This is a genomic window from Pseudomonas sp. 2FE (assembly GCF_005503735.1).
Taxonomy (GTDB): Bacteria; Pseudomonadota; Gammaproteobacteria; order Pseudomonadales; family Pseudomonadaceae; genus Aquipseudomonas.
This window is the reverse complement of the sequence record NZ_SCMO01000016.1, coordinates 36,026-47,886: the sequence shown is the minus strand read 5'-3', so window position 1 is coordinate 47,886 and position 11,861 is coordinate 36,026. Positions and strand designations below refer to the sequence as shown.

The 11,861-nt window shown below is 63.9% G+C and carries 11 protein-coding genes and 3 pseudogenes; 6 read left to right on the top strand and 8 right to left on the bottom strand.

Features of this window, described 5'->3' with window-relative positions; translation table 11 throughout:
* Positions 1 to 60 precede the first annotated feature (60 nt).
* The 7 genes and pseudogenes from FFS12_RS18875 to FFS12_RS18845 form a co-directional block, all read right to left on the bottom strand.
* Positions 61 to 591: a transposase gene (locus FFS12_RS18875; RefSeq protein WP_137889144.1), complete on the bottom strand. Its 531-nt coding sequence runs from the start codon at positions 589 to 591 to the stop codon at positions 61 to 63.
* A 148-nt stretch (positions 592 to 739) separates the two neighbouring features.
* A complete protein-coding gene (locus FFS12_RS18870) occupies positions 740 to 1,405 on the bottom strand; it encodes a response regulator transcription factor (RefSeq protein ID WP_137889142.1) in 666 nt (221 codons plus the stop codon).
* 57 nt (positions 1,406 to 1,462) lie between these two features.
* Positions 1,463 to 2,022, bottom strand: a pseudogene (locus FFS12_RS18865) (PQQ-dependent catabolism-associated CXXCW motif protein).
* A 223-nt stretch (positions 2,023 to 2,245) separates the two neighbouring features.
* Positions 2,246 to 3,037: an ABC transporter permease gene (locus tag FFS12_RS18860; protein WP_137889249.1), complete on the bottom strand. Its 792-nt coding sequence runs from the start codon at positions 3,035 to 3,037 to the stop codon at positions 2,246 to 2,248.
* Between the two features lie 133 nt (positions 3,038 to 3,170).
* Entirely contained in the window at positions 3,171 to 3,902 is a 732-nt protein-coding gene (locus FFS12_RS18855; RefSeq protein ID WP_137889140.1) for an ABC transporter ATP-binding protein, read from the bottom strand.
* Positions 3,899 to 4,870 carry a YVTN family beta-propeller repeat protein gene (locus tag FFS12_RS18850; RefSeq protein WP_137889138.1) on the bottom strand — a complete coding sequence of 324 codons (972 nt, stop codon included), beginning with the start codon at positions 4,868 to 4,870 and terminating at the stop codon, positions 3,899 to 3,901. Before FFS12_RS18850 ends, FFS12_RS18855 begins: the two co-directional genes overlap by 4 nt.
* Before the next feature lie 140 nt (positions 4,871 to 5,010).
* Positions 5,011 to 6,222 (bottom strand): ABC transporter substrate-binding protein, encoded by a 1,212-nt coding sequence (locus FFS12_RS18845; protein ID WP_137889136.1) that lies wholly within the window; start codon positions 6,220 to 6,222, stop codon positions 5,011 to 5,013.
* Between the two features lie 158 nt (positions 6,223 to 6,380).
* On the opposite strand from FFS12_RS18845, the gene FFS12_RS18840 reads away from it, so the two are divergent.
* The 6 genes and pseudogenes from FFS12_RS18840 to FFS12_RS18815 all read left to right on the top strand — a co-directional run.
* The gene (locus FFS12_RS18840; RefSeq protein ID WP_137889134.1) at positions 6,381 to 6,818 is read left to right on the top strand and encodes a copper-binding protein; all 438 of its coding nucleotides are present in this window, start codon (positions 6,381 to 6,383) and stop codon (positions 6,816 to 6,818) included.
* 11 nt (positions 6,819 to 6,829) lie between these two features.
* On the top strand, positions 6,830 to 8,092 hold the full coding sequence (locus tag FFS12_RS18835) for a sensor histidine kinase (protein WP_137889131.1): 1,263 nt from the start codon (positions 6,830 to 6,832) through the stop codon (positions 8,090 to 8,092).
* Positions 8,089 to 8,478 (top strand): annotated as a pseudogene (locus FFS12_RS18830) (response regulator transcription factor); the annotation flags it as partial. The gene FFS12_RS18835 and the pseudogene FFS12_RS18830, both read left to right, overlap by 4 nt.
* A gap of 263 nt (positions 8,479 to 8,741) precedes the next feature.
* A complete protein-coding gene (pedF, locus tag FFS12_RS18825) occupies positions 8,742 to 9,179 on the top strand; it encodes a cytochrome c-550 PedF (protein ID WP_137889129.1) in 438 nt (145 codons plus the stop codon).
* A gap of 5 nt (positions 9,180 to 9,184) precedes the next feature.
* The gene (locus tag FFS12_RS18820; RefSeq protein WP_137889127.1) at positions 9,185 to 10,063 is read left to right on the top strand and encodes an ABC transporter substrate-binding protein; all 879 of its coding nucleotides are present in this window, start codon (positions 9,185 to 9,187) and stop codon (positions 10,061 to 10,063) included.
* Positions 10,064 to 10,147: 84 nt separating this feature from the next.
* Positions 10,148 to 10,573 (top strand): annotated as a pseudogene (locus tag FFS12_RS18815) (MBL fold metallo-hydrolase); the annotation flags it as partial.
* 22 nt (positions 10,574 to 10,595) lie between these two features.
* Here FFS12_RS18815 and FFS12_RS18810 read toward each other — a convergent pair.
* Positions 10,596 to 11,834 carry an ABC transporter substrate-binding protein gene (locus FFS12_RS18810; protein ID WP_137889125.1) on the bottom strand — a complete coding sequence of 413 codons (1,239 nt, stop codon included), beginning with the start codon at positions 11,832 to 11,834 and terminating at the stop codon, positions 10,596 to 10,598.
* Between the last annotated feature and the right edge of the window lie 27 nt (positions 11,835 to 11,861).

The following is an 11,861-nucleotide window of genomic DNA, read 5'->3' as shown; positions in this document are numbered from 1 at the left end:
TGCGCGCCGCGCACTCTATGGTCGAGGTAGGGTGCGCCATGCGCACCGGGTCGAGCTCGATCATTCACCGAAATTTTCTTCGGTTTCTTCCCTGCTACCCCAGTCCGCTGGGTAGACGCCTTCGCGCACCAGGCGATGGAAGCTCGACCAGGGCCAGTCGGCAGCGCGCGCGACCAGCCCGTGCTTGACCGGATTCCAGTGCAGGTAATCCATATGGCGGCGGTAGTCTTGCTCGTCGCGGATGCAGTGTTCCCAGAAGCGCCGTTGCCAGAGCCCCGACTCGCGGCGAGCCTGCTGGCTTTGGCTGATCGGGCGCACCGTCTGCCAGCTCTGGCTGACATGGCGCTTGATCAGCGACCAGCGCCGACTGAAATCGGTATCTGTCAATGGTAACTGCCAGATGCAGTGCATGTGATCGGGCAGCAGAACCCAGCCGTGGATGCTGAAGGGATAGCGTGTGCGCACATCGAGGATGGCCCCACGCAGGCTCTGCTGTAGTTCAGGGTTAGTCAGTAATGGTCGCCGTCGTTCGGTCACCAATGTGAAGAAATACAGCTCGCCCGCATGCCGGGCACGGCGATAGTTGGACATTCCTTGTCTCCTGATTGGGCAGGCAGGGCGGGAGCTTAGATGAGGTTCGTGCGTGCTGCTATGCGGTGCGCACGGCGCACCCTACATGTGTGGCGTGGCACAGCAGAATACCGAGGTGGGTGCGCTGTGCGCGCCGGGGTTTCTGTATTCAGCGCCGCAGGTAGGCGGCGAAGTCGATATCCCCGGCCGACAGGATGGCCTGCACGCGGTTGTGCACGTTGAGCTTGTGCAGGATTGCTGAGACATGGGCCTTTACCGTGGTTTCGGCGATTTCCAGGTGATAGGCGATCTGCTTGTTCGACTCGCCCTTGGTCATCCGCTCCAGCACCAGCAATTGTTTGCGGGTCAGGGATTGCAGCAGCTCGGGCGGGAAGCTCGGCGACTCATGCTGGCTACGGCGGGTGGTGCTTTTCTGGGTGCGGATGATGTCCGAGGGCAGGTAGACGTGGCCGTTGAGAATCTGCTCGATGGCCTCGGTCATCTGCGCCCGTGGCGAGGACTTGGTGATGAAACCGACGGCGCCGTAGGTGATGGCCTGCAGGACGATCTGCTTGTCCTGCTCGGCAGAGACGATCACCACCGGGATGGTCGGTGCCTCGTTACGCAGGTTGATAAGGCCATTGAGGCCATGCATGCCCGGCATGTTCAGGTCGAGCAGGATCAGGTCGAGGTCATCGTGTTCCTGAGTCAATTGCAGTGCGCTGTCCAGGTCGGCGGTTTCCATCACTTCGCTGTCCGGGAAGCCATCGCTGATGACGTTATGGATGGCCTCGCGAAACAGCGGGTGGTCGTCGGCAATTAGAATTTTGTACATGGCCTTTCACCTCATTGTTTTGATTATGGTGCGGCAATACGTCAGGCGGGTAGGGTTTTACGGAAACTCCTTCGGCAGGGCTCGCTGCAAGGGCAGGCCGGCCTGCTCCCAGGCGTCGATACCGTCACGGTACCAATAGAGGTTGTCGTAGCCTAGCGCATGAGCGCGCTTGACCGCATTCCAGCCCAGCCAGCAGTCGGAGCGGCAGTAGAACACCAGCGGCCAGTGCCGGGCGCCCTGGCTGACGCACTGTAGATTGCTGGCGAAATAGGCCTGCCAGGGTGGGTCGAGCTGGCCATCGCCGGTGTTGGCCAGCCATAGGCTACCGGCAGGTTGGCGTGTTCCTCATCCTCGATGAACTGGCCATGCAGCCAGTGGCGGCGGTAGACGTCGATCAGGCGAGTGTGCGGCTGGCGTTGCAGCAGTTGCTGCAGCGCCGCGGTATCAAGCGTAGTGGCGTGCTCGACGCTGGCTGGGGTGGGACTGCGGTAATGACTGAGACGGTAGCCAGCGGCGGAGAATAGCGACGCTTCGTTGTCGGCCCATGTCGTCGGGCTCAAGCCAGCCAACAGGACGAGCAGTGAGTAACGGAGCAGCTTGGGCAGCAGACGCGGCATCGCAGTCAGTCTCGGTTCTTTTTATGCAGGCATTACAAGGCAGGCGCAGTGCTTTGGAAATTCTACGTTGAGCGGGGTAAACCAGTACCAAAGTAGTAGAAACGTTGGCTGGCAATGCCAAGTTGTCGGGCTCGTACCGGCAAAATTCGCCAGCAAGCTGGCTCCTACGAAAAGCGCCCCGTTCCTTGCCCGGTAGCAGCAAGCTTGCGTTTGCAGCAGGCCACTAGCCGGCCCGGCGCAGCGCCGCATGTTGCGGGTTGAAGGTCAGCACCGCGAGCAGGCTCAACAGCAGCGTCAGCCCCAGGCAAACGCCCAGCGCCAGCGGGTTGAGGCGCTCGTAGAGGGCGAAACGTACCAGTTCCACGGCGTGCGTGAAGGGGTTGAGCGCACACAGCCAGTACAGCCACTCGCTGGCCTCGCGCATCTTCCACAGCGGGTAGAGCGCTGAGGAGAGGAAGAACAGCGGGAAGATGACGAAATTCATCACCCCGGCGAAGTTCTCCAACTGGCGGATGCCGTTAGACAACAGCAAACCCAGGGCGCTGAGCAGCAGCGCCGTCAGCAGCAGCGCCGGCAGCGCGCTGAGTAGGCCCCAGGCCGGTGGCTGCACGCCGTACAGCCAGGCGATGGCGAGAAAGGCATAGACCTGCAACAGCGAGATCAGCGCGGTGGCCAGCAGCTTGCTGGCGAGCAGGAAGGCGCGTGGCAGTGGGCTGGTCAGCAACACGCGCATGCTGCCCATCTCGCGGTCGTAGACCATCGACAGCGAGCCTTGCATGCCGTTGAACAGCAGGATCATGCAGGCCAGCCCCGGCACTATGTAGGTTTCGTAGGTGATGTAGGTGTCGTACGGGGCGATGATGGCGATGCCCAGGGCCGCGCGGAAACCGGCGGCGAACACCAGCAGCCACAGCAGCGGCCGCACCAGGGCGCTGAGAAACCGCGTGCGCTGCAGGACGAAACGCAGCCATTCGCGCAGGACGATGCCGCGCAGGCATTGCCAATAGGCGCTCAGCATGCGGTGTGCTCCCTTGAGTAGGATGCGCTGTGCGCACCTTGGCGGTTGGTCATGGTGCGCGCGGCGCACCCTACGGGATGGGTTTGCCTTGGGTAGGGTGCGCCATGCGCACCGAGGGGGTGGGTGGCGTTCATGCACAGGCCTTGGGTGCGGTGAGTCGTTCGAAGGCCCGGGCGAGGCTGCCGCCATGGCCGGCGCTGATGGCGCTGGTGCTGCCGTTGGCGATCAGCCGGCCGCGATCGAGCACCAGCAGCGCGTCGTCGGCCTGCACTTCGTCGAGTAGGTGGGTGGTCCACAGCACGCTCAAGCCTTCGTCGCGACTCAGATCGCGGACGTGCTGAATGAGCGCCTGGCGACTGGCCGGGTCGAGGCCGACGCTGGCTTCATCGAGCAATAGCAGGCGTGGGCGGTGCAGCAACGCACGGGCGATCTCCACCCGCCGGCGGTGGCCGCCGTTGAGGTCGCGGACCTTGTCGCGACGGCGTTCGTCGAGGTGCTGGCGCGCCAGTTCCTGATCGATGCGCGCGTTCGCCAGTTGCCGTGGCATGCCGTGCAGGGCGGCGTGGTAGCGCAGGTTCTGCTCGACGCTGAGGTCGAGATCCAGGGTGCTCTGCTGAAACACCACACCAAGTTGGCGCAGGGCTAGCCGTGGTTGCCGGCGCAGGGAATGGCCGTAAACCTGCAGCTCGCCCTGTTGTAGGTCATACAGGCGGGTGAGCAGGGCGATCAGCGTCGACTTGCCGGCGCCGTTGGGGCCGAGCAGGGCGGTGAAACGCCCCGGCTCAAGGCTGAAGCTGACCTGCTCGAGGGCGCGGCGGGCGCCGTAGCTGAAACTGATGTCGGCCACTTCCAGGGCATTCATGGCGTGATCACCACGCCCCAGGGATAGCGTCCGACCTTGATCGATTTGCTGACTTTGAGGCTGTTCACATCGATGACCGAAACGTCGCCGCTGATGCCGTTGGTGGTCAGCAGCAGGCTTTCGTCCGGGTTAAAGGCCATGTGCCAGACGCGACGGCCGACCAGCAGGTAGTCGAGTACCTCGAAGGTCTTGGCATCCACCACCGCCACATGGTTGGCTGGGCCGAGGGCGACGAAGGCGTACTTGCCGTCGCCGCTGAGTTTGACGCCGACCGGCTGCACCTTGTCCGGGTGCACGCCTTTGATCTGGAAGTTGAGGGTCTTGACGATCTGTTTGCTGGCCACATCGATGATGCTGACGGTGCCGCCGATCTCCGCCGAGGCCCAGATCTGCGAGCCGTCCTGGCTGAACTCGACATGCCGTGGACGCTGATCGACCAGGGTGTTGTCGGTCAGGGTCTGGGTCGCGGTGTCGATCCAGTGCAGCATATTGGTGGTTTCGCTGGTATTCACTGCCCACTTGCCGTCCGGGCTGACGGCCATGCCTTCGGGCTCGACGCCAACGTCAATCTGCGCCAGCACCTGGCTGGTCTCGGTGTCGACCACGGTGACCAGGGCATCGTCCTCGTTGGAGATGTACAGCCAGCGGTCGTTGGGGTGCAGGGCAAATTGCTCGGGGTCGGCGCCGGACGGCAGCTCCTTGACGATCTTGCGCGTGGCCAGGTCCATCACCTGCACGCTGTCGGAGTCGCTGGCGCAGATGTACAGCCGCTGCTTGTCGCGCGACAGCACCAGCCCGCGCGGGCGCTTGCCGACCTCCAGAGTGGCGGTGACCTCCAGCGTGTCCAGGTCGATCACGCTGAGGTTGTCGTCCTTCTCGTTGGAGACATAGGCGGTGGCGGCCTGGGCCATGGCGGCAGCGAGCAGCAGCGGTGCGGCGAGCAGGGGGACTAGTAGGCGGCGGGGCATGGCAGAGTCCTTTGTTGTTATCAGGGGCCAGTGGTGCGCGTGGCGCACCCTACTGTGTTGAGTACGGCGCGCCAGCCGCGTCTCGTAGGGTGCGCCGTGCGCCCCAGCCGATATTGCCGGCAAGAGATCGAGGAGCAGTTTCATGGCTGCCCTTCGCTCAGCCGGCAGGTGCTTTCCGGGGCATCCAGGCCGAGGCTGTCGAGTTCGCTGAAGGGGTGCAGGAAGCCGTCCTGGGGCGACGTGCTGATCAGGGATCTGGGCTGCACCAGGGGAATCGGCTGGCGCAGTTGGCCGTCCCAGTCGCGGTAGCTCAGCTTGCGGCCCTTGAAGCCGTCGATGGGCAGCTCGGCGGACAATGCCAACTCGCGGATGGCCAAGGCGTCCGCCTGCTTGAGGCGGGTCACTGCGCTGGCGATGCTGCGCACGGCGATCCAGGCGGCGAAGTCGCGATCGTTCATCCAGCGTTTGGCATGGGCCTCGAAGCGCTTCTGCAGCTGGGCGGCGCCGTAGGTTTCCACGGTCTTGTGCCAGCCGCTCGGGGTCAGGCCCTGGGTGCCGGCCACCGGGCGCGGATACCAGGTGTTGTAGGGCAGGTATTCGCCGAAGTCGCCGCGCTCGTCGGCCACCAGCACCACGTCGTATTCCTCGGTCTGGGTGAACAGCGGCATGTCGGCCTGGGCGCTGCGGCGCTGGTCGTTATCGAAGCTCCAGGGTTTCTCGGCGACGATCTTCAGGCCGAAACGTTTGGCGGCGCGGCGCAGGGCGTCGGCGTAGGCCCGATCTTCGGGCTGCTGGCCGACGATCAACAGCCCACGCTGCCACTGGCGCACGGCGAGAAACTGCACCAGAGCATCGGCAAGCATGGCGCGGCTGGGCAGGCTGTGCAGGACCTTGACCGGGCAGTTGTCGCGGCGTAGTTCGTCGTCGGCGCTACCGGCGTTGAACAGCAGGCTGTTCGGCAGGCTGGCACTGAGCTGGCGCAGGCTGGCGGCCGGGGCGTTGACCACGAACAGGCGCAAACCCTCGGCATGCAGCTTCTGCGCGGCGCTCAGCAGTTGTTCCGGGCTGTCGGCGTTGGCCACCTGCAGTTCATAGCGCTGCTTGAGGAAACGCCCCGTGCTGTTGCTGTCGACGATCGCCAGTTCGGCGCCGCGCAGGCCAGCGTCTTCGGGTTCGGGGATGACGTTGGAGAGCAGCGGGCCGCGCTCCGGGGTGTAACCCAGGTAGCCGATGCGCACTCGCAGGCCGTCGTTGCCCGCGCCGGCCTCGGCGGCGACGCCGTGGGTCGCCAGCAGTGCCGTGCTGGTAATGGCGAACAGGTAAGCCAGGCCGTAAATCACAAACTGGCGCATGGGGGCGACTCCTCTTCTGGTGTCGCCAGCATAGGAAGCGCCAGGGGTGGGGGAAATATGCAGAAAGTACCAGTCAGGCTGTACCAAGGTAGTAAGTCGCACTGGGCGACGCGCCCCTAGCATGGAGGCACAAAAGCAATAACACCGAGGAATCCCGCATGCGTACCTTCAAGCCCCTGTTTCTGCCCGTCTTGTTGATCATGAGCATGATCGGCTTCGACAAGCTGCATGCCGCCGGTGATCTGACCCGCCGCAGCACCGCTCTGCCGGATCTGCTGTTGGGCTCCGAAGCGAGCGACTACAGCCTGTCGCAAAAGGAATACCAGCTGGAGACTGGCAAGGCCTACCAGCTCAAAATCATCGCCAGCGGGCAGAAGGAATACGCCTTCCAGGCGCCGGAGTTCGCCACTTCGATCTTCTTGCGCAAGGTCGAGGCCGGTGGTGTCGAGATCAAGGCGGTGACCCTCACCGAACTGGAATTCGAGGAGGCCGGTGAGGCGGAAATCTTCTTCGTGCCGATCAAACCCGGCCAGTACCGCTTCTACGCCAAGGGCCTCGAGGGCAAGGGCATGCAGGGCGTGTTTATCGTCAAGTAAGCGAGGTTGGCATGTCTGCTCTCTGGCGTATCAACCTGCTGGTCATACTGTTCTTCAGTCTGGTGGCGCTGCTCTGCATGGCGATGCTGATGCGTCAGGCCAGTCATGACATACGGCGCGAACTGAACGCCGCGCAGGCGCTGGTCGAGTACCTGCGCGAAGCCGCTCTGCGTGACCCTGCCAACCTGGAATCCAAGCTGACCCGCGGTTTGCGTCATGTGCGCGTGCGCTGGCTGGATGGCACAGCGCTGCCTGCCCCACAAGCCGACCCGCTGGATGCCTGGCTGGGCGCTCGGCTCTATCCACCAACCGAACAATTCGCCGAGCCTTTGCGCCTGGCCGACGGCCGGCAGGTGCTGATCAGCGTCGACCCGCGCGATGAAATCGACGAGGTCTGGGATTCTCTGGTGCAACTGCTGGGGTTGTTCGGCCTGGCCTTGCTGCTCAGTCTGCTGGTGATCCGCTGGGCCGTGCGCCGCGGCTTGCGGGTGCTGGATAAACTGCTCGGCGGCTTGCACCAGGTTTCCCTGGGGCAGTTGCAGGTTCGCCTGCCGGCCTATTCGCTGCGCGAGTCGCAGCTGCTGGCCGGGCATTTCAATAGCATGGTGGCGACGCTGGAACAGGTGCAGGCCGACAACGCCGAGCTGACCCAGGCGCTGCTGGCCCTGCAGGAGCATGAGCGCAAGCATCTGGCCCTGGCGTTGCACGACGACCTCGGCCAGTACCTCAGTGGCATCCGCGCGCAACTCCTGCTGCTGCGCTCCATGACGGGGCAGTCGCAGGCCGTCGCCCTGACCGTACGAGGGCTCGAGGACAACTGCCAGCACCTGCAAGAGAGCTTCCGCGCGCTGATCCGCGACCTTTATCCGGTGGTGCTGGAGCGCCTGCAACTGGGCGCGGCGATCCAGCTACTCACCGAGCAATGGCAAGGGGCGCAGGGTATCCGCTGCCACCTGCGCATGAGCGACCGGCTCCCGGTGCTTTCAGCCAGCCACCAGGCCCATCTTTATCGCCTCTTGCAGGAAGCGCTGACCAACGTGGCGCGCCATGCCAGGGCCAGCGAGGTGCGCGTGCGCCTGCGGGTTCAGGGGCGCCGCCTGTGCCTGCTGGTGCATGACAATGGCCAGGGGGCCGCGCGCTTGCCAAGGCCAGGCATCGGCTTGCGCTCGCTGCTCGAACGTGCCCGCTGCCTGGGTGGCGTATTGCGCCTGCGCACGGGCCCTGGTTGCGGCTGGCTGCTGTGCCTGCGCATTCCACTGCAGGAGTCTCGATGAAGATTTTGCTGGTCGATGACCATTCCGTCGTGCGCCAGGGCTATGCCAGGCTGCTGTGCGCCTTGTTGCCCGAAGTCGCGGTGAGCGAGGCGGCCAGCGGCGAAGAGGCGCTGCAGCAGGTACAGAACCTGATCCCCAACCTGGTGATCATGGACGTCTCCCTGCCGGGCATCAGCGGCCTGGAAACCACCCGGCGCTTGCGTCAGCGTCTACCGCAGTTGCGCGTGCTGTTCTTCAGCATGCACGACGAGTTGCCATTGGTACGTCAGGCGCTGGATGCCGGCGCTGTTGGCTACATCAGCAAGAGCTCGCCGCCCGAAGTGCTGGTCGAGGCGGTGCGGCGCATCCTCGCCGGGCATGCCTACCTCGCGCAGCCGCTGGCTACCTAGTTGGCCTGTGGGGCGCAAGACCCGCGCCTGAGCAGTTCGCACAGACCTTAAGCCCATATATGGACTCCTCCCTGCAACAGCTAACTTAGACATAGCCTACGAAAACGCCTGGCAACACCTCCGCGCGCTCTACTACCAAGGAAGTAGGGGAAAAGCCACAAAGCAGCATACGGCGCTGGGCTGGCCGTTCTTACCATTCTCTCCACTGCGCTCTTGCCGAGCGTTTTGCCTTGCACAGCATCTCGAAGAGGATGGAAGTCATGAACAAGCACAACGCATTACGTGGTCTGATCCTGTGGGCCGGCCTGAGCGTAACCGGATTGGCCCTGGCCCATGGTGATGTCACGCCGCAGGCGGTGAATGTCGAGGGGCTGGAGCCGTTGGGCAAGGAATGGCGCGACGAGAACCCCTACCGCAAACCCTCCGCGAACAACGCCAAGGCCGTGGAAATCGGCACCTCGGCCTACACCCAGAACTGCGCCCGTTGCCATGGCCTGGAAGCCATTTCGGGGGGCATAGCGCCGGACCTGCGTCACCTGGAGGCGGGCATTGAAGGCGATGAGTGGTACAAGGAACGGGTGATCAACGGTGCGGTGCGCGACGGCGCGGTGTACATGCCGAAGATGGCCGACTTCCTCAGCCAGGAAGCGCTGTGGTCGATCCGCACCTATCTGGAAAGCGTGGCCGTCGAGGAGTGACGATCATGCGCCTGCTCGCACTGCTGTGCTCGCTGCTGTGCCTGCCGTTCGCGCAGGCACAGGTGCGCCCGTATGACGACATCGTCGACTCGGGCGTGCTCAAGGCTGCCGTGTATGAAGACTTTCCGCCGTACAGTTTCCAGCAGGCCGGCCAGTCGCGCGGTGTCGACGTCGAACTGGCCCAGGCCTTGGCCGAGGGCCTGGGCCTCAAGCTCGAACTGCTGTGGGTCACACCGGGCGAGAAACTCGATGACGACCTGCGCAACTTCATCTGGAAGGGCCATTACCTGCGACCCACGCTGCTTGCCGATGTGATGCTGCGGGTGCCCTATGACCGCGACTACTCGAACAAGCGCAATGAGCTGGGCGAACTGGTCAACGAGCAGGTGGTGATGTTCGGCCCCTACCAGCGCGAACGCTGGCAGGTGGTGCATGACAGCCGTCGTTTGCCGACGGTGGATAGCGTCGGGGTATTCCGCATCCATCCCATCGGAGTCGAGCTGGAGAGCGTGCCGTCGTTCTACCTGTCCTCGGTGTTTGGCGGCCAACTGAGCCGCAACACCCAGCATTTCCCCACCTCGAAAGCCGCCTTCGAAGCCATGCAGGGCGCTCAGGTCGATGCCGTCATGGCCCTGCGCGGCGAGCTGGACTGGCTGCTGTTCCAGGCTCAGGACCCAGCCTTGAAAGCCGCCGACAACACCTACCCGAACCTCGGTCAACCGACCTGGGATATCGGCATGGCGGTGCATGAGGCCAACCGCCAGTTGGCCAACGCCATCGAGCTGCAAATCGAGGAGATGGTGCACGACGGCCGTCTGCTGAAAATTTACGCCGGTTATGGTCTGCGCTACGAGTTGCCAGGGCTGTATCAGGACGTGCAGTAGCGAATCGGTAGGGTCCGGCGCCCCGCAATACTCAAGGGGGCGTGCGATGTTGTGGCGAATTACCCTGTTGCTCGGTCTGTCCACGGCGGCCATGGCCGCGCCAGTGCCGCCAAGCAAGGATCCGCTGCCCTCGGCGATCTGTTGTTCTACCAGCGCGCGCTGACCACGCCCAACAGCCCGGGGCTGGAGGTCTGGCTGGGCGATCTGGACACCCTGCAACAGTTGCCCTGGAAACTCATCGTCCCCGGTCATGGCCCGGTCGCCAGCGACCCAGCACCCTTTGTGCAGATGCGTGACTACCTGGGCTGGTTCGACGGCCTGCTGCGCGACAGTGCCACGCGTGGCGCCGAGATGAACGAAATGCTCCGTGTGCCGGTTCCCGAGCGCTTCGCCAAGGTCAACCTCAGTCGTTATGAGCTGATCCGCAGCGTCAGCCACCTGTACCCGCGCTACGAGGCACAGCAACTCAAACGCGTCGATCAACCCCGAACTGCCGCGCGCCCCGCATGACGGTGGTGCGCGCGGCACTCTTTCACTGCAAGGTCAGGTTGTCGCCACGTTCCTGCTGCCAGTCGTCCAGGCTCGGCGCCGCGGCTTCACCGTCCATGCGGTGGATGATGTCGAAGTAGTCCTGCTTGAGTGGGCTGCGCACGATCTCGTCACGCGATTTGACCTTCACGGCATAGATGGTTTGTACGTTCTGGTGGTCGAAGGCGCGCCATTGCTGTTCGTCCTTGAGTAGCTGGTAGCGGTGGTTTTCCAAGGCGGCGATCACCGTTTCGTTATCCAGGCTTCCGCTGCGCTGCACGGCGTCGGCCCACTGGCGCACGATGCTGTAGGCCGAGGCCGCCGCGCTGCCTGGGTATTCGTGGTGCTGGGCGATAAAGGCGTCGACGAAGGCTTGGCCCTCAGGGCTTTTCTCCTGCTCGGGAACCCTCCAGGTCCAGGCCTCGGTGCCAATCACGCCTGCCATCACAGTCGGGCCGGCTTCCCGGACGATGCTCTTGCTCAGGTTCGGCACGATGATTTGCATCTTCTTGCTCAGGCCGAGGTTGCTGGCGAGGCGTATGGTGCGCATCAGGTCGTCGCCGAGTAAGACGATGACCAGCATGTCGGACTCGCTGGCCGCGGCCTTTTGCAGGGCTTTGAGGTAGTCGGCGTGCCGTGCGCCTTTGGCGGGAATTGCGCTGTAACCGTTGCTGGCACGATCCTGGCTGTTGGTGGCGGTGCGCAGGGCACTCTCCATGCTGCGCCCCCAGGTGTCGTCGAGCATGATGTAGTAATAGCGTCGGTGCGGCATGTGCCAGGCCAGGTATTCGCCGAGCACCTTGGCGCTCATCCAGGCACTGTTGGACTCGCGGAACAGGTAGCGTTGACCCTGGCTGCCGGTGACGTCGTTGGCATAGCTGAGGGTGGCGAAATACAGCATGCCCAGTTCATGGGCGCGCTTGCCGGCGGCGATGGCTTCATCGCTGGTGGCGCCGCCGAAGGCCATCGTCACCCCGCGCTGGGCGAACTTCTCGATGTTCTGCTGGGCGGTTATTTCCCGCGCGGCGGAGTTCTCCCCGAGCAGCTCCAGCGGCCGGCCCAGCACGCCGCCGCCACTGTTGATCTGGTCGACGGCCAGCAATGCGCCGCGATTGAGTTCCAGGCCCTCGGCCTTGTAGTTGCCGGTACGTGGATAGGTGAGGCCGATTGGGATCGGTTCAACCGCCTGGGCGGCGAGCGGCAGGATGGCGAGCAGACAACAGACGAGTAGCGGACGTTCCATGGGCTTTCTCCATTAGCGTGGGGGAAG